The 23,145-nt window shown below is 36.6% G+C and carries 20 protein-coding genes and 1 tRNA gene; 17 read left to right on the forward strand and 4 right to left on the reverse strand.

Features of this window, described 5'->3' with window-relative positions:
* Positions 1 to 92: 92 nt before the first annotated feature.
* Positions 93 to 1,298 carry a multidrug effflux MFS transporter gene (locus M1V25_RS00165; protein ID WP_116962990.1) on the reverse strand — a complete coding sequence of 402 codons (1,206 nt, stop codon included), beginning with the start codon at positions 1,296 to 1,298 and terminating at the stop codon, positions 93 to 95.
* 181 nt (positions 1,299 to 1,479) lie between these two features.
* On the opposite strand from M1V25_RS00165, the gene aroA reads away from it, so the two are divergent.
* The 9 genes from aroA to trhO all read left to right on the forward strand — a co-directional run bounded on the left by aroA (position 1,480) and on the right by trhO (position 10,981).
* Positions 1,480 to 2,763, forward strand: coding sequence for a 3-phosphoshikimate 1-carboxyvinyltransferase (gene aroA, locus M1V25_RS00170; protein WP_498842083.1), 1,284 nt, complete (start codon positions 1,480 to 1,482; stop codon positions 2,761 to 2,763).
* Positions 2,764 to 2,813: 50 nt separating this feature from the next.
* Positions 2,814 to 3,416: a methyltransferase domain-containing protein gene (locus M1V25_RS00175; RefSeq protein ID WP_116962992.1), complete on the forward strand. Its 603-nt coding sequence runs from the start codon at positions 2,814 to 2,816 to the stop codon at positions 3,414 to 3,416.
* Positions 3,417 to 3,440: 24 nt separating this feature from the next.
* Positions 3,441 to 3,899, forward strand: coding sequence for a ribonuclease HI (rnhA, locus tag M1V25_RS00180; RefSeq protein WP_116962993.1), 459 nt, complete (start codon positions 3,441 to 3,443; stop codon positions 3,897 to 3,899).
* A complete protein-coding gene (ansA, locus tag M1V25_RS00185) occupies positions 3,880 to 4,920 on the forward strand; it encodes an asparaginase (protein ID WP_192877916.1) in 1,041 nt (346 codons plus the stop codon). Before rnhA ends, ansA begins: the two co-directional genes overlap by 20 nt.
* A gap of 19 nt (positions 4,921 to 4,939) precedes the next feature.
* Positions 4,940 to 5,647 carry a carbonate dehydratase gene (gene can, locus M1V25_RS00190; RefSeq protein WP_498842084.1) on the forward strand — a complete coding sequence of 236 codons (708 nt, stop codon included), beginning with the start codon at positions 4,940 to 4,942 and terminating at the stop codon, positions 5,645 to 5,647.
* 5 nt (positions 5,648 to 5,652) lie between these two features.
* Positions 5,653 to 6,345, forward strand: a complete 693-nt coding sequence (locus tag M1V25_RS00195; protein WP_157966522.1) for an SIMPL domain-containing protein — start codon at positions 5,653 to 5,655, stop codon at positions 6,343 to 6,345.
* A gap of 15 nt (positions 6,346 to 6,360) precedes the next feature.
* Positions 6,361 to 7,584, forward strand: coding sequence for a bifunctional phosphopantothenoylcysteine decarboxylase/phosphopantothenate--cysteine ligase CoaBC (coaBC, locus tag M1V25_RS00200; protein WP_498842085.1), 1,224 nt, complete (start codon positions 6,361 to 6,363; stop codon positions 7,582 to 7,584).
* The gene (gene mutL, locus M1V25_RS00205; RefSeq protein WP_498842086.1) at positions 7,577 to 9,529 is read left to right on the forward strand and encodes a DNA mismatch repair endonuclease MutL; all 1,953 of its coding nucleotides are present in this window, start codon (positions 7,577 to 7,579) and stop codon (positions 9,527 to 9,529) included. The genes coaBC and mutL overlap by 8 nt, the downstream gene beginning before the upstream one ends.
* Before the next feature lie 456 nt (positions 9,530 to 9,985).
* Positions 9,986 to 10,981 carry an oxygen-dependent tRNA uridine(34) hydroxylase TrhO gene (trhO, locus tag M1V25_RS00210; RefSeq protein WP_498842087.1) on the forward strand — a complete coding sequence of 332 codons (996 nt, stop codon included), beginning with the start codon at positions 9,986 to 9,988 and terminating at the stop codon, positions 10,979 to 10,981.
* Between the two features lie 150 nt (positions 10,982 to 11,131).
* Here trhO and M1V25_RS00215 read toward each other — a convergent pair.
* Positions 11,132 to 11,209: transfer RNA gene (locus tag M1V25_RS00215), tRNA-Val, on the reverse strand.
* Between the two features lie 125 nt (positions 11,210 to 11,334).
* Between M1V25_RS00215 and ettA the strand changes: the two genes are divergently transcribed.
* Positions 11,335 to 13,011, forward strand: a complete 1,677-nt coding sequence (gene ettA, locus M1V25_RS00220; RefSeq protein ID WP_498842088.1) for an energy-dependent translational throttle protein EttA — start codon at positions 11,335 to 11,337, stop codon at positions 13,009 to 13,011.
* Here the strand turns inward: ettA and M1V25_RS00225 are convergent.
* Positions 13,001 to 14,242, reverse strand: coding sequence for a pyridoxal phosphate-dependent aminotransferase (locus M1V25_RS00225; protein ID WP_498842089.1), 1,242 nt, complete (start codon positions 14,240 to 14,242; stop codon positions 13,001 to 13,003). The two genes, ettA and M1V25_RS00225, sit on opposite strands and share 11 nt — an antisense overlap.
* A gap of 184 nt (positions 14,243 to 14,426) precedes the next feature.
* The gene (locus tag M1V25_RS00230) at positions 14,427 to 15,185 is read right to left on the reverse strand and encodes a TSUP family transporter (protein ID WP_116963001.1); all 759 of its coding nucleotides are present in this window, start codon (positions 15,183 to 15,185) and stop codon (positions 14,427 to 14,429) included.
* A 622-nt stretch (positions 15,186 to 15,807) separates the two neighbouring features.
* Between M1V25_RS00230 and M1V25_RS00235 the strand changes: the two genes are divergently transcribed.
* The 7 genes from M1V25_RS00235 to M1V25_RS00265 all read left to right on the forward strand — a co-directional run bounded on the left by M1V25_RS00235 (position 15,808) and on the right by M1V25_RS00265 (position 23,142).
* Complete coding sequence (locus M1V25_RS00235) at positions 15,808 to 17,130, forward strand: RNA-binding domain-containing protein (protein WP_498842090.1); 1,323 nt, start codon at positions 15,808 to 15,810, stop codon at positions 17,128 to 17,130.
* A gap of 91 nt (positions 17,131 to 17,221) precedes the next feature.
* Positions 17,222 to 18,475 carry a nucleotide sugar dehydrogenase gene (locus M1V25_RS00240; RefSeq protein ID WP_498842091.1) on the forward strand — a complete coding sequence of 418 codons (1,254 nt, stop codon included), beginning with the start codon at positions 17,222 to 17,224 and terminating at the stop codon, positions 18,473 to 18,475.
* Positions 18,476 to 18,489: 14 nt separating this feature from the next.
* Positions 18,490 to 19,482: an SDR family oxidoreductase gene (locus M1V25_RS00245; protein ID WP_498842092.1), complete on the forward strand. Its 993-nt coding sequence runs from the start codon at positions 18,490 to 18,492 to the stop codon at positions 19,480 to 19,482.
* Positions 19,479 to 20,354, forward strand: coding sequence for a glucose-1-phosphate thymidylyltransferase RfbA (gene rfbA / locus M1V25_RS00250; protein ID WP_498842093.1), 876 nt, complete (start codon positions 19,479 to 19,481; stop codon positions 20,352 to 20,354). Before M1V25_RS00245 ends, rfbA begins: the two co-directional genes overlap by 4 nt.
* Positions 20,354 to 21,361, forward strand: a complete 1,008-nt coding sequence (gene rfbB / locus M1V25_RS00255; RefSeq protein WP_498842094.1) for a dTDP-glucose 4,6-dehydratase — start codon at positions 20,354 to 20,356, stop codon at positions 21,359 to 21,361. Before rfbA ends, rfbB begins: the two co-directional genes overlap by 1 nt.
* A complete protein-coding gene (locus M1V25_RS00260) occupies positions 21,351 to 22,424 on the forward strand; it encodes a DegT/DnrJ/EryC1/StrS family aminotransferase (RefSeq protein WP_498842095.1) in 1,074 nt (357 codons plus the stop codon). The genes rfbB and M1V25_RS00260 overlap by 11 nt, the downstream gene beginning before the upstream one ends.
* Complete coding sequence (locus M1V25_RS00265) at positions 22,417 to 23,142, forward strand: dTDP-4-amino-4,6-dideoxyglucose formyltransferase (protein WP_498842096.1); 726 nt, start codon at positions 22,417 to 22,419, stop codon at positions 23,140 to 23,142. Before M1V25_RS00260 ends, M1V25_RS00265 begins: the two co-directional genes overlap by 8 nt.
* Positions 23,143 to 23,145 lie beyond the last annotated feature (3 nt).

Consider the following 23,145-nt stretch of genomic DNA (forward strand, 5'->3'; position numbering starts at 1 on the left):
TATTACTATAACGCTAATATAAGCGTATAGCAAAGAGATAATCTAAGTCTGTATGAATGATTTTTCGAAATTTTTTGTTAAGTATTCGAGGATTAATGTGTTTTAGATGAAAACCAAGATAAAATTATAAGCAAAACTAAGCTGATAACACTAGTAATAATTATGGTGCAAGCAAGTGGATAAGACGTATTAATAGCAAATAAAGTAGCAATCGAACCTATGATTGAACTTCCTCCTAGTTGTAATGCTCCAAGCATAGCGGAAGCCGCACCAGGGTATGCACCAAATGGTTCTAACGCGCCGCTGGCGCCTGAGCCCGCAGTAAGTGCGCAACCAAAAGTCGCAAGCATACTAGGACCAAAGAATCCCCATAGACTCAATCCATTGATCTGGTAAATCACAATTAATAAAACGCCCGAAAATAAAATAAGTATCGTGCCAAGGATAGAAGTTCTTAATACTCCAAATTTATGGACGATGGTGCCTGAAATAATCGAACCAACTAAAAAGGCACCACCTGCCATTCCAAAGAAAACTCCAATTTGTGAGCGTGCCTCATCAAGAGTTTGGATAATATAAGGCGTCATCGAAAAAAGAGTGAAAAAGGCAGAAATCCCTGCAATTGCAGGAAAAGTGTAAGCCCAGAAAGTTAAACTTTTACAAATATTTAAATAACGACCAATAAGGCTTGAATCAAACCTTTTGCGATTATCTGGATGTGAGCTTTCTTTAACAAAAAAGATGACCAAAATAAAGGTAAAAGCCCCTAGAATTGCCAAGAAATAAAATATAGCGTGCCAGGGAAAATAAGTAGTTAAGATAACGCCTATGATAGGTCCTAAAATAGGAGAGACTGAGATCATTGCATTTAAAAAGCTATAAATCATTGCACTTTGTTTTCCAGAAAAAGCGTCTCTAACGATCGCAAATGCACTGACTGACATCCCGCAAGCACCTATACCTTGAAGTATGCGAAATATAATTAAGGCGCCTATATGTCCAGAATTGGCACATAATAATGAACCAATGAAAAAGAGTATAACAGAGCTAAGCAAAATTTTATAACGCCCAAATTGGTCAGATAAAGGACCTAAGATGAGCTGCCCAAATCCTGTTACTAAAAAAAATAAAGACAGAGTGAGCTGAACCATTTCCTGAGAAGTATTCAAAATGCGTTTCATTTCAGGAATAACAGGCATGTAAGTGTCTAATGCTAAAGCAAAGCTAAATACAACAGGTGCAAGTAAGAACACTGTTGTAAGTGGTTGATAAGGCCATTTGTAGTTTTTAGCAGACATGAGGATTATTATGTGTTTGAATTAAATAATGGACATTGTAATGGTTTTTTAAAAAAGACGATATGAAAAACGAGGTTAAAACAAGGTTTTTACATGAGGATACAAAAGGAGCAAAAAGCTAATGACAATTTTATTATGGACGATACACTACTAAAATTGCGCATAGTTAATAATCCAAAAGATGCCTCAAAAAAGTTTATCAGTTGCAAAAAAACCAATCAAAGCAGAGGTGAGTTTACCAGGTTCAAAGAGTTTATCGAACCGCGTGTTATTGATTGCGGCGTTAGCCAATGGTGAATCAGTTATTGAAAATCTGCCCTTAAGTAAAGATGTGTTAGCAGCGGTTGGTGCACTAAAAGCGCTGGAAGTGAAACATTCATTTAATAAATGGGAAGGTAAAATCACTATTTTAGGGGGTGGAGGTAAATTTCCTAAAACAAATGCACGCATTTTTTGCAATGAAGCTGGAACATTAACGCGTTTTATTATTCCACTTTGTGCAGCGCAAGAGCAGGGAGAGTATTATATCTATGCAGCTTCTAGAATGATGGCGCGTCCAATTCAATCGCAATTACAAGTGTTAGAAGCAATGGGAATGAAAGCGATTTATGAGGATGTGACACATAAACTACCAATAACTATAAAGGCTCAAAGCTTAAACCAGCAAGGTGTTCTTACTATTGATGGTGGTCAGAGTAGCCAGTTTTTATCGGGGTTACTGATGGCAGCTCCCTTTATTAAGGAAGGCTTAGTCATTGAGTCCAATACTGATCACCCACAATCCTACGTTGATATGACGGTACAGATGATGCGCGATTTCGGTGTTAGGATTAATGTTCAAAATCATATTTATAGTGTGCCAGCAAAGCAATGTTATCAAGCTTGTCATTACGTAATTGAGCCAGACTTGTCAACGGCATCCTATTTCTGGGCGCTAGCTGCCATTACCAATGGCAAGATGAAAGTGAAACATGTTAAACTCAATGCGAAGCAAGGGGATATTCGTTTTCTAGAAGTTTTGAAAATGATGGGATGTCAAATATGTGAAGAACAAGATGGTATTACAGTTTATGGTACGGATAAGCTTAAAGGGGTAACAATCAATATGCGTAATTTCTCAGATACCTTTATGACTGTTGCTGCTATTGCTTGTTTTGCTGAGGGAGAAACGCATATCACGGGCTTAGCTCATACGCGTTTGCAAGAGTCGGATCGTCTCAGTGCGATGGCAGAAGGATTAACACGCTTAGGTGTTAAAGTGAAAACAACACAAGACAGTATACATATTTATCCTAAAGAGTCGCATTTGCAAAGTGCCGAAGTGGATGGACACAGTGATCACCGTATTGCAATGTCCTTAGCATTACTTGGACTGGTACAATCAGAAGTTATCATCAAGGGAGCTGAATGTGTTAGTAAAACTTGTCCTGACTATTTTGAGCGGATGGAAAAAATCATTCAATAAACCGTTAATTAACGTTAAACTAACGGTAATTTAGATAAAGGGTCTGATCAATGCAAGTAAAGCAATTGCAGGATTTAGAGATAGTTTTATCGCGCTTTAGTGTTAAACGTGCGTTTTTTCTAGGTCATCAAAAGCCACAATACTTTGATAAGTTAATTGCATTGCATCACTATGCAGCAAGTGGTTTTTTAAAAACTAAAGCTGCATTTGGAGCATGTTTTAGAGAAGAAAATTGGCCTTTCCCTGCTCGATTTTTTGACATCATTCTACTGGAGAACACTTTCGTAGATCATTCAAAGTATACACAGTTGTTAAGTGAAGCATCGCGTGTACTAAGTGATGATGGTTATTTAATTGTGGTTCAATCCAAGACTTCTGCTAATGATAAAGAGCTTCCTTTTCGCCTAGTATATCAGGTGTTAAAAGAGCATAAATTGCATAAAATCGATAGTCATTATTATGATACCTTTAAACTTCAACAAACAAAAACATGGTTACCCTGTTTGTTACCAGAGAGTTTTTCTTATGTGTTTAATGCAAGCTTCAGCAAACGAGTTATCCCACTAAGCCCATTATTTTTAGGGACAAAAGATATGGTTAAACTCCCAGGTAAATATGCAATTGGAATGAACACTACAATAGGGAAGCTATAAACGGTTTAATGAAAGAGAAACAAAATGATTTTTAAGCCTAAAAAAGTAACGATTTATACGGACGGTGCCTGTAGAGGTAATCCTGGTAAAGGAGGCTGGGGTGTAATCTTACAGTATAAATCTAAAATCAAAGAGTTATACGGGGGAGAGGAAAATACAACCAATAATCGTATGGAGTTATTAGCTGCAATTCAAGCATTATCGGCGCTTAAAACAATGTGTGAAGTGGAATTGTATACGGATTCTAAATACGTACAGCAAGGTGTGAGTGAATGGTTAAATAATTGGCTTATTAGAGGTTGGAAGACAGCTAGCAATAAGCCTGTTAAAAACCAAGATCTATGGCAGACGTTAGATGAATTGCGAAAAAAACATATCATCAAATGGCACTGGGTGAAGGGACATAATGGTGATCCTTTAAATGAGCGAGCGGATGAACTGGCAAATATGGGGGTAGGGAAAGATGCAATTAAGCTCAATTAAAGATAAAAAAATTTATGTTATCTATACAGGGGGGACGATTGGAATGGTAAAAACCGATCAAGGCTATGCTCCTAAACGAGGTTTTTTGCTGGATAAGATTAAAACAATTAAAGACTTTTATCATAATGGCGTTCCAGATTTTGAGATCAATGAATACCCTAAATTAATTGATTCAGCCAATATTAGACCTCAGGATTGGATTATAATTGCACGTGATATCATTAAAAACTACAACGCTTATAATGGTTTTGTCGTTTTACATGGCACAGATACACTTGCTTATACTGCCTCTAGTTTATCTTTTATGCTGAAGAATCTTAACAAACCGGTTATTTGTACTGGCTCTCAAATTCCCATTTCAGAATTAAGATCAGATGCTCAAGACAATATTCTGCACAGCTTAATTTTGGCAGCAGATAAACGCATACAGGAAGTTTGCATTTACTTTAATAAGCAGCTATTACGTGGTAACCGTGCAGTTAAAATTAATTCATCTGGCATGGATGCGTTTTGCTCGCCTAATTATCCTATACTTGGGCAGGTTGGTATTGATATTGAGTTAAACGAAACTTATATACGTCATGTTAACAAAAATGCGACAACTGAGATTGAATTTAATTCTTTGAGTGTGCCAAAAGTCGCAATATTATCAATTTTTCCCGGGATGGATGTCAGTATTTTAAATAAGATATTACAGCCACCTTTACAGGGGCTTATTTTAAAGACCTATGGTGCAGGTAATATCATGAACTCAGATGAGATTATTGACGAGTTGATCGAAGCAAGTAAAAGAGGAGTAATTATTATTAATTGTACGCAATGCTTGAAAGGCAGTGTCAAAATGGGGGCTTATGAAGCAGGAATTGGATTGGTGAAAGCTGGTGTTATCTCAGGCTATGATATGACCGTTGAAGCAGCATTAACCAAGCTTTTTTATTTATTAAGTATTCCTGAGTTAGCTCAAAACGAAATAAAAGAGGCTTTACAGAAAGACCTTCGTGGTGAAATGACGGTTAGTTAATGCAAACACAGGAGTAAAGATGAAGTATTTAACCAAATTGATTGCTCAAAATCGCCAATGGGTTAGTGATATTAACAAAAGCCATCCTGGCTTTTTTGAAAAGTTATCAAAACAGCAGAATCCAGAATATCTGTGGATTGGATGTTCAGACAGCCGCGTGCCTGCCAATGAGATTTTAGGATTATTGCCAGGGGATGTGTTCGTGCATCGCAATGTCGCTAATGTAGTAGTGCATTCAGATTTGAATTTTTTGTCGGTTCTGCAATATGCTGTTGATGTGTTGAAAGTTAAACACGTTTTAGTTTGTGGTCATTATGGCTGTGGTGGGATAAAGGCCGCGACTTTAAATGAATCTCATGGGTTAATTGATAATTGGTTAAGACATGTGCAAGATGTGCAGTATAAGCATAAAGCATTGCTTGTTCCATTTGATCAAGGTGGTAGTTGTGAAAAACTATCAAAAGGCATCAATTGTAATCAGCAAAAACATGCGGTGATGTGTGAGTTAAATGTCGTTGAACAAGTTGTCAACGTTGCCAAAACTACAGTTATTCAAGATGCGTGGAAAAGAAATCAAGAGATTATGATCCACGGTTGTGTTTATGCATTATCGAATGGTTTGTTGCAACAGATTTCTTTTGGAGTTGATACCAACGATGAAATAGAACGATTCTATGAACAGGCGCTGACTAATATTAGTCGTGATTTATATAAGGATAAAATGTGATGAGTATGAGAAAATCAAATTTTTTTGGTTATTTTGCAATCGGCATTGGAGTGGCGTTAAGTGGTGCGTTTATCGCTTATGGGATATTAAATTTTCATTCATTTAACCGTTATGTTGGTGTTAAGGGGTTGGCTGAACAAACAGTAAAAGCAAACAAAGCGATTTGGAATATCAGCTATAGTGTGAATGCCAATACTTTAAAAGAAGTTTATCAGAAGATTGAGCACGATCAATTGGTGATTAAAAATTTTATTACAGCAGCAGGATTAAGTATTGATAGCCTCCAATATGGAAGCATTTCATTAAATCAAAATACACATAATAAAGATCAAGTTAATACCTCGAATTATAGTGCATATAGCAGTATGACCATTATTACTGATCAAGTGGATGTAATAGTGAAGTTTGTTCAAAAAACAAGTGATTTGGTTGCAAAGGGCGTTGTAATTAGTAACAGCAATGTCAGTTACAAGTACACATTACTCAATGAGATTAAGCCTACAATGTTAGAAGAAGCGACGGAGAATGCAAAAACAGCAGCGTTACAATTTGCTAAAAATGCACAAACACAGTTAGGTAGTATTCGTCAAGCAACACAAGGTGCCTTTACAATTGCAAATCAAGATGCTTCATATGGTGATGGTGATCCATATAAGCTTGTGCGCGTCGTTGTTAATGCTGAATATTTTTTAGATTAATGGAGAGTATTTTCAATGAACAAAATCCTATTATGTGTAACAGGAAGTATTGCTGCTTATAAAGCGCTTGAGTTAACCAGGTTGTTGGTCAAAGCTGGTTGTGATGTTAAGGTTGTGTTAAGTCGCTCTGCACTTGAGTTTGTAACACCTTTAAGTTTTGAGGCCTTATGCAAACAAAAAAGCTATCAGGATTTATTTGAATATAGTGAAACTCCGATTGAACATATTGAACTTGCGCGCTGGGCAGATAAAATCTTGATTGCGCCTGCTACAGCTAATACCTTGGCAAAGTTAGCATACGGTATAGCAGATGATTTATTAGGAAATATTATATTGGCAACAAAGAAGCCGATATATGTTGCACCTGCAATGAACAAACAGATGTGGCACAATAGCATTGTAAAGGAAAATGTTGCAAGGCTTGTAGCACGTCAATTTACCTTATTAGCACCTGATACAGGTGAACAGGCATGTGGAGAGATAGGTGAAGGTCGATTAATGGAACCTGAACTTATTGCAAAAATGGTATTGCAAAATATATCAAAAATTGATAAAACCGTTGTGATTACAGCAGGTCCCACAGTCGAAGCGCTAGATCCTGTTCGTTATCTCTCAAATTACAGCTCAGGTAAAATGGGTTACGCTTTAGCGGATGCCTTTTATAATCTGGGTTGGCGCGTAGTTTTGATATCAGGTCCCACGGAGCTTAGTGCGTCGTATGGTATTCATACAATTTATGTTAAAAGTGCAAAAGAAATGTATGATGCAGTGCATGAATATGTGGACAAAGCAGAGCTATTTATTGGAGCGGCAGCAGTGGCCGATTATAGACCTCAAAGTTATGCAACTCATAAGATTAAGAAAATGAATGATGTTGATGATGAGCTAATACTCAAATTGAGTAAAAACGAAGATATCGTCAAAAGCGTTGCTAATTTGCAAAAGAATAGACCATTATGTGTTGTTGGCTTTGCCGCAGAAACAGACAATGCTAAAGTTTATGCTTTACAGAAGATAAGTGCTAAAAACCTTGATTATTTAGTGTTGAATCAAGTGGATAATAAAACGGGCTTTCCATTTTATAGTGATCAAAATCAAGTACAAATATACGATAGAAAAGGACGTTTAGTGCTTGAATTGACTTTAATGTCAAAGTTAGATGTGGCATATCAGATTGCACATATGCTGTGTAATCGCTTGGCAAAAAAGGAAGAAGAGGTAGAGCTAAACTATGGCTAGAAGAATCAAACTGCTCTCCATGGAGCTATCTAATCAAATTGCAGCAGGAGAGGTCATCGAGCGCCCCTCTTCGATTGTGAAAGAACTGTTTGAAAATGCAATTGATGCAGGTGCAACTCAAATTATGCTTGAGTTAGAGCATGGTGGAAAAGAGAAAATATTGCTCCGTGATAATGGCTTTGGAATAGAGAAAGACGACTTAATATTAGCACTAACACCTCATGCTACAAGTAAGATCTATTCTTTAGAAGAGCTCGAAGCTATTCAAAGCATGGGCTTTAGAGGTGAGGCGTTAGCGAGTATTGGTTCAATTGCCAAAGTTAAAATTACTTCAAAAGTAGCTAATGCACCACATGCTTGGAGTATCAATAATCAGTTGGGTAATGAGCTTATTCCAGCTTCGCATCCAATAGGCACATCAATAGAGGTTGCTCAAGTTTTTTATAACACACCAGCACGGCGTAAGTTTTTAAAAGCAGAGCGTACTGAATATGCACATATTGATGATCTGATAAAGAAATTTATGTTATGTCATTTTGATATTGCGCTTACAATTTTGCATAATGGCAAGGAAGTGAAAAGCTTTCCAGTTGCTGATACACCACAAAAGCAACAAGCTCGAATTGCACAAATTTGTGGGGAAGAATTTATTGAAAATGCGATTATAGTCCAAGAGGCATCTATGGATTTGACACTGCAAGGTTGGATTGCCAAACCGCAGTTTTCGAAATCACGTGCGGATTTACAATATTTTTATGTTAATGGACGCATTATCAAAGATAAGTTAATTGCACATGCTATTAAACAAGCATATAAAGATGTGCTGCATCATTTACGTTATCCTGCTTTTATTTTATTCTTTAACATCAATCCTGCCACAGTAGATGTCAATGTGCATCCAACTAAACATGAACTGAGATTTAGAGAGTCGCGTTTGGTGCATGATTTTCTATTTGCTAAGATTCATCATGCCCTTTCCCATACAAGACCAACATTATATGAAGAAGAAATAGAAGAAGAGCAAAGTCTGACGTATCAAGCACCAAGTTTAAAGCCAATGGAGAAAAATGAACTTGATAACAAAAGGCTTTATTGGCAAGATGATTCAAATCGACCTAATTATTCAAACAGCCAGCTTGCTCAAAGCCATAATCAAGATTTGAGGTTGTATGAAAGATTGATAGGTAAAGCTGCAAATCAATTTTCATCAACAGAAGAGCTTGCCTCAAACACAACCATAAAAAAAGATAAATGGCAATCTGCAACCCAGTTGAGTATGCCATTAGATGAGTTAGATATCGACCATGAGATAGCTACAAAAGAAATACAAACAGTTCCACAGTTGCAACTAGAAGATAAAAAATACCCATTAGGATTTGCTGTAGCACAAGTGCATGGCATTTTTATCTTATCCCAAACGGAAGATGGCTTAATTGTTGTTGACATGCACGCCGCACATGAGCGTGTATTATATGAAAAAGTAAAAGCATTATGGGCAAATAACAAGGTGGTTTCTCAGCAACTGCTGTTACCTATTACTTTTGAGTTAAGTACAATATTATTAGATGTTCTTCTTCAACATGAAAAAATGTTAAGTAAACTGGGGTTTGTGTATGCTCCTTTGGGTGAGAAAACGTTGGTGGTGCGTGAAATCCCTGTTTATTTAAAAAGTAGCCATATAGAGGACTTATTGCTTACCATTGCCAAAAGTCTGGAGTTGAGTACCCAATCTAAAGAGATAGATGACTACATTAATCAAATTTTAGCTACGATGTCGTGTCATAAAGCCGTGCGTGCAAATGATAATTTGACTTTGCAAGAAATGAATCATTTATTACGTGAGATGGAGCAAACTGCACGTGCGGATCAATGTAATCACGGTCGTCCTACGTGGGTTAAAGTAAGCGTTGCAGATTTAGATAAGCTTTTTATGCGTGGACAGTGATTTAGTTTTATTGAACGTAATCAAAATCTGAAAAATACGAGTGATATTTTGAAAAATAAGTGTGTGGGTAAAAAGTTTGAAATAGAATTTATGTAAAGACCAATTACATTATCGTGCACTAACTTGCTTTTTGAAAAAAGCGGCGTGATTATTTTAAGATTAAAGTACTCCTCAATATCAAAATCATTAAAAGTAAAAATAAAGAAAGAATTGGCAAGGTTTTTGGGTAGTAAAAGCACTCAAAAAACTTGCTTTAAATCAAGATTCTTGAACAAATCTAGTTAAGGTGTTTGGTGATCGGATTAAATGGTGTATAATGCGTACACTTTTGCTAGTGTGATGCAAAATATTCACGCGCTATGTCCCTTTGCGAATGATTTTGTAGGTTTTATGCCAAAAAAATTTGTGATGGATACAGTTGCTTAGTTTTGAATAATTTGGAAATGAAGAATAGCTATGCCAAACTACGTTGTGTCTGCGATGTATAAATTTGTCGCATTAGATGATTTTGAAGAACTTAGAGAACCTTTGTTAAAGGTGATGGAAAATAACCTTGTACGTGGCACACTATTGCTTGCTAAAGAAGGTATTAATGGGACGATTGCTGGCACTAAAGAAGGTATTGAAGCCGTACTTACGTATTTGAAATCCGATCAGCGCTTAGCCGATATCTCATCTAAAGAGTCGTATGATGATCATATCCCATTTAACCATGCCAAAGTTAAACTTAAAAAAGAAATCGTGACTTTAGGTGTAGAGGGGCTTGATCCACGTAAAGTATGTGGTACTTATGTTAAACCAAAAGATTGGAATGCTCTTATTTCAGATCCTGATGTGTTAGTTATTGATACTCGTAATGACTATGAGATTGGAATTGGTACATTTAAAAATGCAATTAATCCACATACAGAAACATTTCGTCAATTTCCTGAGTACGTTGAAAAAAATTTGGATAAAAATAAACACAAAAAAGTTGCAATGTTTTGCACAGGTGGTATTCGCTGTGAAAAATCAACTGCCTTTTTGAAAGAAAAAGGTTTTGAAGAGGTATACCATCTTGAGGGTGGAATCTTAAAATATTTAGAAGAAGTACCAAAAGAAGAAAGTATGTGGGAAGGCGAGTGTTTTGTTTTTGACTCACGTGTTGCCGTTAATCATGCTCTAGAAAAAGGTCAATATGATCAGTGTTATGCTTGTCGTAAGCCAATTACTGAAGAAGATAAGTTAAAACCTGAGTATGAGAAAGGCATCTCATGCCATCAATGTTATGCTCAGCATACTTCTAAGCAACGTAAGCGTTTTTTAGAGCGTGAAAAGCAAACTCAACTCGCTTATAAACGTGGTGAGACGCATCTTGGTGAAGACGCTAAGCAAGCGGCTATGTTTCGAAAGGAACAAAAACAGAAAAAACGTGACCATAATCGTCAAGTTAACTTGCAAGAAACACAATAAGTGAGGCAGGGTACTACGAGGAAAAGGCATAGATATATGTCGCATACGGTTTTGTGAAAGCTAGAGTGAAATTTCCTCTGCTTTACTCGACTATCCAGTATTTTTAAAAGAATTTTTGGACTTTTTAAAACGTTGTGAAATGCGCTGAATTGGTGGTCGCTACTGGACTCGAACCAGTGACCCCTACCATGTCAAGGTAGTACTCTAACCAAGCTGAGCTAAGCGACCAATCACGGCTGATTATAAATTTTTTAGCAAAAAGCACAAGGGGATTTAAGGTTTTTTTGTTAAAATCATCACGCAAATTAAATTCCATTTAAATTAAGATAAACAAACGCAGGACTAAAATCACCATGTCTGAACAATATATTTACTCCATGCACCGAGTGGGCAAAGTTGTCCCACCTAATCGCTACATTTTAAAAGATATTTCACTATCGTTTTTTGATGGTGCAAAAATTGGCGTTTTAGGATTAAATGGCTCGGGGAAATCAACCTTGCTTAGAATCATGGCTGGCTTGGATACTGAAATTGTTGGCGAAGCCGCTCCTCGAAAAGGTGTCAAAATTGGCTATCTACCACAGGAACCTAGGCTTGATCCTAAAAAAAATGTCAAAGGCAATGTTGAAGAAGCACTTGCTGACCTAAAAGCAATGCTGACACGTTTTGATGAAATCAGTATGAAGTTTTGCGAACGAATGTCTGATGATGAGATGAATAAGCTTTTAGTTGAACAAGGAGAATTACAAAATAAAATTGATGCCACAGGTGCTTGGGAAATTGAGCGAAAACTTGAAATTGCTGCGGATGCTTTGCGTTTACCTGAATGGGATGCGGATATCACTAAACTCTCTGGTGGTGAAGTGCGTCGCGTTGCACTTTGCAAACTTCTACTATCTTCACCTGACATATTACTATTGGATGAGCCAACTAACCATTTAGATGCCGAAAGTGTGGCATGGCTTGAGCGGTTTTTGCAAGAGTATAAAGGAACCGTGGTTGCGATTACGCATGATCGTTACTTTTTAGATAACGTTGCTGAGTGGATTTTAGAGCTTGATCGTGGAGAAGGTATTCCATTTAAAGGTAATTATTCAAGCTGGCTTGAACAAAAAGAAGCTCGCTTAGCTCAAGAAGATAAAAAACAAACCGCTCATAGAAAAGCATTGCAACAAGAACTTGAATGGGTACGCCAAAATGCAAAAGGTCGTCAAGCTAAATCAAAGGCACGTTTAGCACGTTTTGAAGAATTAAGCTCACAAGAGTTCCAGGAGCGTAATGCCACACAAGACTTATACATTCCACCTGGGCCACGTTTGGGCAACAAAGTCATCCATATCAATGAAATTAGCAAAGGTTTTGGGGATCGCTTATTAATAGATAAGCTTAATTTTGAAGTTCCTGCGGGTTCAATTGTCGGGATTATTGGACCAAATGGTGCTGGGAAGTCTACTTTCTTTAAGATGATCGCAGATCTTGAAACCCCTGATCAAGGTAACGTAAGTTTTGGTGAAACCGTTGAGCTTGCTTATGTGAATCAATCGCGCGATGTGCTAGATGACAATAAGACTGTATGGGAAGAAATCTCTGATGGTTTAGATATCATCACCGTTGGCAAATATACCATTCCATCACGCCAATATGTTGGTCGCTTTAACTTCAAAGGTTCCGATCAACAAAAATTTATTAAAGAGTTATCTGGTGGTGAGCGAAATCGCGTCCATTTAGCAAAACTCTTACGCAAAGGTGGGAACGTTATCCTATTGGATGAACCAACAAATGACCTTGACGTTGAAACTTTGCGTGCATTAGAAGAAGCAATTCTTGCCTTTCCTGGATGTGTGATGATTATATCACACGATAGATGGTTCTTAGACCGTGTAGCCACTCATATCCTTGCTTTTGAAGGGGAGAGCCAGGTTGTTTGGTTTGAAGGCAACTATGGAGCCTATGTTGAAGATAAGAAAAAACGCTTAGGTGATGATTCAGTCGATCCACATCGTATCAAATACAAGAAACTCACAAGTTAATGTCTATTAACATTTGCTGTATTTTATCTAATCCAAGCTTAATTTCATCAAATCTTGGTCCAAAGCTTAGCCTTACATACTTTTTCAAACGCGTATTGATCATCTTACGCCTTTGCCCTGGATTGACATCAAAGAACTCACCCGGTACACAAATGACTTTGTATTGTAATAACGCTTTAAAGAATTTCATCCCATCTGCAAGTGTTTCTGGTAAGTTCTCAAGTGAGGCAAAGCAATAAAAACCGCCTTCTGGAATTCCAGGTAGCACAAAGCCCATTTCTTTTAAGCGCTGGATCATGTATTTACGTTTTTTATCAAATTCCTTTTGAATCGATTCTGCCTCTTGATCAGCATGATTTGGTTGTAAAAGAGGAATAATTGCTTTTTGAATAGAGTGTACCGCACCACCATCCAAAAATGAGCCAGCCGATGAAATTGCATCGATCACTTCTTTTGGCCCAAGGGTCCATGAAATTCTTAGACCAGGGTAGCGCCAATTTTTAGTTAAGCCATCTACAATCAGAACATTATCTTTATCAACGTCTTTTACATAGGATGCAGCACTTAGCGTTTTTTGTGACTGTTCATATAAATAATGCGAATAAAATTCATCAAAAATCATCGCACAACCGATTTTCTTAGCTGCATCGATCAATTGCTTGAGCTCATTACCTATAATGATCTGCCCTGTAGGATTACAAGGGTTTGATAAAAGCATTGCACCTAAGCCCATATTGACCATTGACCTTTCCATTTCGGCAATATCTGGCTTAAAACCATTGGCTATTCTATAGGAGATGGGAATAGAAACAAATCCACCAAACACATTTAATAATTCTTCATAAGCCGTATAATCAGGTAAAAAATGTCCAAGGTTAATGTTATTCATTGTTGCTGCAATTCGACATAAAGCAGGACGCCCACCAGAGGAAATGGCAACGTTCTCATAAGTGTATTGTGATTTTTTATCAAAACGATAACGATGATTATATAATTCTGCTACAGCTTTTCTTAACTCAACGTCGCCTGAAACAGGGCTATATTCTGAAGAATTTTGATCAAGTAAGATAGTTGTTAACCGTTTTGGGCTTGTTGGCATATTTCCGGTTTCAGGCGCCCCTTGCCCTAAATTTGCCCATTCTGGATTACCATAATAAAACCCATGTGCTTGGGCTTTAGACATAACATAAATAACGCCTGTTTTAGGAACACGCTTAAAACTATTTTCCATGTTTAAATACTAAGTTGACGCTGCTTAATTAATATGAACTAGTATATACTTACTAACGCCTTTGAACCAATAACTTAATTTTCATGACCTGTGGAATTTATAAAAAAGCTTGCTATGCGTTGCAACGCTGTTGTTTATTTTTACTTAAAACCGCCAACACAGTAAGTCAATAGATATTATTTTTTTAGTTAAAGAATACTAATTTAATCATTAAACCAAGCAATACAAATGTCACAATTTTCTTTAACCACTTGACATTGGCTTTTAATACGAACTGTGCTCCTAACAAATACCCCATTATTGCTGCAGGCAAAGCAATCATAACAATACACCAATCAATTGTGCCTATCGATAGAAAATAAATTAACGCCCCAATATTAGCAGATAAATTGACAATTTTGGCATTGGTGACTGACTCCTTGGCTGACATTGATAAAAGATACATAAAACTTAAAAATAAGAAAGTTCCAGTGCCTGGACCAAAAAAACCATCATAAGCGCCCACAGTAAAACATACCAAAACTAAACGCACATAAAATAAGGTTGTAGGTAGGTAGCTACTTTCAGCACGATAGTTTTTAAATGTTCCAATAATCAAAATTGTTGGGATAACAATTAAAAGAAGAATAGTCATCAATTGATAATTTACCAAGTGGCTGATAAGTTTAGCTCCAAGGAGTGAACCTAAAAACGCAAATAAAATGCCAAATATAATCGTTTTCCAATAGATTTTAACTGAATAAATAAGGCGTATAACAGCCGATAAAGTGCCCATTGACATTACCATTTTGTTTGTCCCTAATACTAAGTGAGGAGGTACGCCTATACTCAAGTAAGTTGGAATCGTAATCATCCCGCCGCCACCTGCAATACAATCTACAAAGCCAGCAAAAAAAATCATGATAAAAACAAATGCACCGGATAAAAACGAAATATGCTCCATTTCAGCTGCTTAAACAGTAAATATTAAAAGCTATAATGTACTTGTTATCGTTAGTCTAAGCTATTGTTTTTTAAGCTTGGACATAAAGAATTAATTAACGTTGAATGCTAATTTTCGTCGAATGGGTGTATATTTCCTCATCATAAGATTAAGTTCTTAAAAGACGATAGCTAATAACCAGAGTTCGCTAACATGATGTGAAATGGCAATCTTTATTGTATGAGAAGTTGAAATTGATGATGAATCGAGGTTTGTGTAGGTAAAATTTATCAAGAAAGAGACTACCCAAGCGTTTCGGCTACTTGGTGAAACAAAAAAATTGATCAAGCGGCTTTGTGTTAGTGTTAATATAACGCCATGTTTAACTTTTTGAGGTCGAAGCTGGGAGGTAGAGATTGCATAGCATGAGGAAAAGTTTTAGTTTTTAATTTGGATAACAAAACTGGAAGCGCACCTCATTCTATTATGTAAGACTATCCAGAACTTGTTATTGAGATTGATGATCGATCCAGCTTTGTACAGGGGGAAGTGGACAAAAAGTAATGATTATGAATTATGGTTTGTGCATGATTCATTCTAAATTTAAAATTAGGCATTCAAAATTAAAGGAAGCTGAGTTGATATGAAATTACAGGAATCGCAGACACTGGAATTTAAAGAGATATGGAAGGATGAATATCTCAAAACGATTTGTGCTTTTGCCAATACAGATGGCGGAATGCTTTATATTGGTGTCGATGATAATGCAACGATTGTGGGGATAAGTAAGGCTGCGGAGTTTACAGAGGTTTTGCCAAATAAAATAAACAGTAGGCTTGGACTTCTTGTCGATGTTGTAATTAAAGAAGCTGATGATAAACAGTATCTTGAAATTATGGTGCCCAAAACATACGCTCCAGTTTCATATGGTGGCAAATTTTATCAAAGAAGTGGCGCCAATACTATTGAGTTAAATGGCGGTAACCTTACTAATTTTTTACTTAAAAAGTATGGAAAAACCTGGGATGATATGGCTGTAGAAGGTTTTGGACTTGATGAGATAGATTTAAGCGCAATAGAGAAATTTAAAAGTTTAGCTAAAGATCGGATTCCCCGTATTGATCAGGAAAAAGATGTTATACAGTTATTGTCCAAGTTGAATTTGCATGACGGTAAATTTTTCAAAAGAGCAGCTATCTTATTGTTTGCTAAAAATCCACAAAAATACTTTATACAATCGCATTCAAAAATAGGGCGTTTTTTGACTGAATCAGATATACAAACGAGTGATATTATTGAGGGTAACTTAATTGATCAGGTTGATAAAATTTTAGACGTGCTTAGAAGCAAATATTTAAAATCGTATATTTCTTATGAAGGGATTTATCGCCGAGAAAAGCTTCAATATCCATATTCCGCTTTACGAGAAGCCATTATTAATGCATTAGTGCATCGTGATTATATGATCAGTGTGAATCTGCAAATTAGGGTGTATGATAACAAATTCGTTATATTTAACGGAGCAACGTTACCAGAAAATATGAACGTTTCCAGATTAGCAAAACCACACCCATCCATGCCGCATAATCCAGTAATCGCCAATGTGTTTTATAAAGCAGGGTTAATTGAGAGTTGGGGAAAAGGTACGCTGGATATTATTCAAGCTTTTCATGACCATAAGTTACCTAAGCCTGACTTTGAATATGATGGCTTATCAATAAAGGTGACCTTTTATTCCAATGCAGCAAGTGGCGGAGCAAGTGGCGGAGCAAGTGGCGGAGCAAGTGGCGGAGCAAATAAGCTATATGAATTTATTAGGCAGAACCCAGGTTTGAACTCAAAGCAAATGAGTGAAATATTGCATGTTGCGCTTCGTACACTGGAAAGACATCTTAAAACCTTAAAAGAGGCACATAAAGTTGAATTTAGAGGGGCATCAAAGACAGGTGGGTATTATGTTAAATAGAAGGTTGAGTTAAAAATTAAAAATTATGGTTTGCTTATGATTAATTCACAATTTAAAATTCAACGTGCGTAATTCCTATAAGGTTCGTAAGATGATAAAAAGAAAAATTTCAGTTATTGGTTTGGGGTATGTTGGTTTACCCGTAGCGGTTGCCTTTGGTCAAAAGCAACAAGTGGTCGCATTTGATATTAATCGAAATAGAATAAAAGCGTTAAAAGCAGGACATGATTACACCTTAGAGGTAGCAGATGGTGAGTTACAATCAGCGAACTTACTGTTGACAGATGATATTGGAGAGCTTAAAAAAGCAGATTTTCATATTCTGGCAGTCCCAACGCCAATTGATGATGCGAACAAACCTGATTTAAGCCCACTTTTAAGCGCATCAAAAACGGTGGGAAAGGCACTTAAAAAAGGCGATATTGTCGTTTACGAATCTACAGTTTATCCAGGGGCGACAGAGGAGGACTGTGTCCCTATTTTGGAGAAAGAATCAGGGTTAAAATGTGGCATTGATTTCTTTGTAGGCTACTCACCTGAGCGGATTAATCCAGGTGATAAAGAGCATACGTTTACCAAAATTCTTAAGGTGGTTTCAGGGCAAACTCCCGAGATTTGCGATATTGTTGCCGAAGTTTATGCTTCTGTTGTTAAAGCTGGTGTATATAAGGCAAGCTCCATTAAAGTGGCAGAAGCGAGTAAAGTAATTGAAAACTCACAACGGGATTTAGGGATCGCTTTTGTCAATGAGTTGTCAAAAATTTTCCATTTAATGGGAATAGATACGCAAGAGGTTTTAGATGCCGCAGCTACTAAGTGGAATTTTGTGCGACTTAATCCAGGTCTTGTTGGCGGGCATTGCATTGGGGTAGATCCATATTATTTGACATATAAAGCGGAGAGATTAGGCTATCATCCTGAAGTTTTATTGGCAGGGCGCAGAATTAATGATGGTATGGCGAAATATGTGGCTGAACAGGTTGTCAAGACTATGATTCATGAGGGAAAGCTAATCAAAAATGCCAAGGTTGCGCTATTGGGTGTGACGTTTAAAGAAAATTGCCCAGATATTCGTAACTCGAAGGTTTTTGATTTAATCAATGAACTTAAGGATTATCACATTAGCTTAGATATACACGATTCCTATGCGGATCCGCTTGAGGTTGAAAAATATCAGGGAATTAAGTTAAAAACAACACAAGAGCTGATGAGTGAGTATTATGATGTTTGCATTGTTGCCGTAGCGCATAGTGCCTATAAAGACGTGCTACAATTGCCAAAGCATGATATTTTGGTTGACGTGAAGTCAACATACCAAAAAGAGTTATCTAAATTTAGGCTGTAGGAGTAGCAAAATTAATGCATTATAAAGATTTACCATTTAATGAGTCTGATATCGTTTTAGTAACAGGCGGTGCGGGTTTCATTGGCTCTAATTTATGTGAAGCATTGCTTGAGATAGGTGTTCAAGTTAGGTGTTTAGATAATTTATCAACAGGTAAAATAGAAAATGTTAAATTGTTTGACAGCCACGCAAATTATACCTTTATACAAGGTGATATAAGAGACTTTGACACGTGTTTAAATGCCTGTGAAGATGTTAAGTATGTTTTACATCAAGCAGCATGGGGTAGTGTCCCAAGAAGTATTGAGATGCCTTTAACTTATGAGGATATCAATGTTAAGGGTACACTTAATATGCTGGAAGCGGCTAAACAATCTAGAGTTAAAAAATTTGTTTATGCCTCAAGCTCATCTGTGTATGGTGATGAGCCAAATTTGCCAAAAGTAGAAGGCAAGGAAGGCAATGTTTTATCGCCATATGCCTTTACCAAAAAAGCAAATGAAGAGTGGGCAAGATTGTATACTAAAGTCTATGGCTTAGATACGTATGGTATGCGCTACTTTAATGTTTTTGGCAGAAGACAAGACCCAGATGGCGCCTATGCGGCAGTTATTCCAAAATTTATTAAGCAACTACTTAATGATGAACGCCCGACGATTAATGGTGATGGCAAGCATTCACGAGATTTCACTTATATAGAAAATGTTATTGAAGCGAATTTAAAGGCTTGTTTTGCGGAAAGTAAATATGCAGGTGAAGCTTTTAATATTGCTTATGGTGGTAGAGAATACCTTATTGATTTATATAATGTGTTATGTAAAGCCTTGAGCAAAGATATTAAGCCTGTTTTTGGTCCTGAAAGAAGAGGAGACATTAAGCATAGTAATGCGGACATCTCAAAAGCTAAAAAAATGTTGGGATATGAACCTGAGTATGACTTCATGAAAGGTATTGATGAAGCGATAGATTGGTATAAAGCATTTTTAACCATGGGCAAAGTACAATGAAAGGTATAGTTTTAGCAGGTGGCAGTGGTACTAGGCTTTACCCTTTGACTCTAGGGGTAAGCAAGCAGCTATTACCAGTATATGATAAGCCGCTATTATATTATCCCTTGTCGGTGTTGATGCTCGCTGGGTTAAGAGAAATTTTAATCATTTCCACTGAACGCGACATTCCTTTAATCAAAGAATTATTAGGCGATGGATCACAATTTGGGATTAAGTTGAACTATAAAATTCAGCCGTCTCCTGATGGATTAGCGCAAGCATTTATTCTTGCTGAAGATTTTCTGGCTGGGGATTCAGCCTGCTTGATCCTGGGCGATAATATTTATTATGGACAAGGCTTGCCAGATTTTCTTAAAATTGCAAGAGCGCAATGTGATGCTGAAAATGGTGGTGCCTGTGTGTTTGGTTATTATGTTAATGACCCTGAGCGTTATGGAATTGTTGAGTTTGATGAAAATAATCAGGTAGTTTCTTTGGAAGAAAAGCCCAAAAACCCGAAATCCAAGTATGCAGTCACTGGACTTTATTTTTATGACAATCATGTAGTTGAGTATGCTAAGCAAGTAAAACCGTCATGGCGCGGTGAGCTTGAGATCACAGATTTAAATAAAATTTACTTGGAAAAGAAAAATTTAAATGTACAATTGCTAGGTCGTGGTTTTGCTTGGCTTGATGCAGGAACTCACGATTCACTTTTGGATGCCTCACAATATGTTGCTGCAATTGAAAAGCGTCAAGGTCTTAAAATAGGTTGTTTGGAAGAGATTGCGTGGCGTAAAAAATTTATTACGACTGAGCAAGTTCTAGCACAAGCTGAACTGCTTGGCAAGACGGAGTATGGTCAATACTTAAAAGGGTTAGTGAGTTAATGTATAAAGCTAAAAATGTTTTAGTTACAGGTGCTGCCGGGTTTATTGGTAGCAACTTTGTACGCATGCTGTTGTCAAAAAATCAGTGCCAAAAAATTATATCGTATGACAAGCTGACTTATGCCGGTGAGCTAAAAAATCTTGAGAATTTATCAAATATAGAAAGCCACATTTTTATTCAAGGTGATATTTGTGATGAACAACAGTTGGCAAAAGTTCTAAGAGAACATAATATTGATACCATTGTGCATTTTGCGGCTGAATCACATGTTGATAATTCTATCGCGGGTCCCAAGGTGTTTTTTGAAACCAATGTAATGGGTACGTTTAACCTGCTGCAACAAGCAAAACTATTTTGGTTGGATGAAAAAGGCTTTGATGAAACACAGTGCCGTTTTCATCATGTGTCAACAGATGAAGTTTATGGCGCGTTAACAAGAGAAGAGCCTGCATTTAGTGAGAGTAAAGCCTATAAGCCTAACTCACCATATTCCGCATCTAAGGCGGGCTCTGACCATATTGTGCGTTGCTATTACCATACCTATAAGCTACCTGTTACGATATCAAATTGTTCTAACAACTATGGTCCTTATCAGCACCCTGAGAAGTTGATTCCAGTTGTCATTAATAGCTGTATTGAGCAAAAAGCCATTCCTGTTTATGGTGATGGTAGCAATATTCGTGATTGGCTCTATGTTGAAGATCATTGTGATGCAATTGATTGCATCCTTGAAAAAGGCAAAGTAGGCGAGGTTTATAATATTGGTGGTAAAAATGAGGTTGATAATTTAACCTTGGTCAAAACGATTTGTAAGTTAATGGATGAATATAAGCCACACAATACACCACATGAAAAGCTGATTAGTTTTGTTAAAGATCGTCAAGGTCATGACTGGCGTTATGCAATTGATAATAGCAAGATTCAAAATGAATTAGGCTGGAAGCCCTCACAGGATTTTGAGAAGATGTTTAAACAGACGATTGAGTTTTATTTAGATGCGAATTAATGTTACCAAACCTTATTTGCCAAATATCGATAAGTATAAAAGCTATATTGATCAAATTTATCAAAATGAATGGTTGACAAACAATGGTCCTTTGGCTCAAAAACTTGAGCGTGCTCTTGAGCAGTATCTAGGTGTTAAGAACCTGCTTTTAGTTACTAATGGAACCGTAGCATTAAATTTAGCTTACAAACTTCTAGGTATAAGTGGTGATGTTATTACAACACCATTTTCTTTTGTGGCAACATCAAGTAGCCTTATGTGGGATGGTATTAATCCTATATTCAGTGATATAAAGGCAAATAGCTTTAACATTGATCCTGGTTTGATCAGAAAAAAAATAACGAGCAAAACTGCGGCGATACTTCCTGTCCATGTTTTTGGCAATCCCTGTGAGGTTGAGTTAATTCAAAAAATAGCTGATGAACATAACTTAAAGGTTATATATGATGCTGCCCATGCTTTTGGGGTTATGTACAAAGGAAAAAGTATTTTAGAATATGGCGATATTTCTACTTTAAGCTTTCATGCAACTAAGCTATTTCACACAATTGAAGGTGGTGCTTTGATTATAAAGGATAATGATTTATATCAGAAAGCAAAACGTATGATTAACTTTGGCTTAGATGGCGTCAATATAGAGTGCTTGGGTGGTAACTTTAAGATGAATGAATTTCAAGCGGCTATGGGACTTGCTGTGCTAGAGGACATTGATTCTATTTTGACTTGCAGGAAAAATTTATGGCAGTTTTATTATGATAATTTGCAGTCACACTATCAGTTGCAAGTGTTTAGTGTAGAAGCATCTTTAAATTACCATTACTTTCCAGTTGTGTTTCAAGCTGAAGATGATCTGTTAAAAAGCGTGAATAAACTTAATCAAATAAATATCTTCCCTAGAAGATATTTTTACCCGTCTTTGAATAAATTAAACTTTCTTGATAAAGTCTCTCAAAATGAATGTCCTATATCAGAGTCTTTATCTAGAAGGATTTTGTGTTTGCCAATCTATGCTGAGTTGGAGAGTGAAATTCAACGCAATATTATTGAGGTGCTGTATGGCTAGCAAAATATTTGTGCTATCGGATAATTTAGTTTTGTTTAAAGCTATTCGAAAAATTTTGAATACCAGAAGAAAAATTGAAGTAGATTATTACCATAGCCCTAACAGTAGCAAGCTGTTTGAAGAAGAAGGTAATATAGCCATCCTTAATTTAAAGGAAGGTCATGTGATTGACAAACTATTATCTAGGTATGACTTAGGGATTTCTTGTCATTCAAAGCAAATTTTTCCTGAGAAATTAGTAAATAATAAATTGTGTATTAATATTCACCCTGGGCTTAACCCATACAATAGAGGTTGGTTCCCTCAGGTTTTTTCGATCGTAAATAAACAACCAATTGGAGCAACCATTCATGTAATGGACGATGAGATAGACCACGGTGCTATTATTGCGCAAAGGGAGGTTGTTCAAATGGAAGATGATACTTCTGTGTCACTATATAACAAAGTAATTGCAGTGGAGATGCAATTATTGGAGGAAAATATAGATAATATAATTAATGGAGTATATACGACTGAGATGCCAAAAGGAGAAGGTAATTATAACTCGATTGAAGATTTTAAGAATCTATGTGCTATTAACATGGAAAAGAAAGTAATAATGAGGGAAGCGATTGATTATTTACGAGCTATGAGTCACTCTCCATATAAGAATGCCTATTTTATTAATAAACAGGGAAGACGTATATATATTTCGGTTAATCTTCAGGAAGAGTCTTAATTA

The organism is Candidatus Nebulibacter yamunensis (assembly GCF_024208055.1).
Taxonomy (GTDB): domain Bacteria; phylum Pseudomonadota; class Gammaproteobacteria; order Francisellales; family Francisellaceae; genus Caedibacter; species Caedibacter lacustris.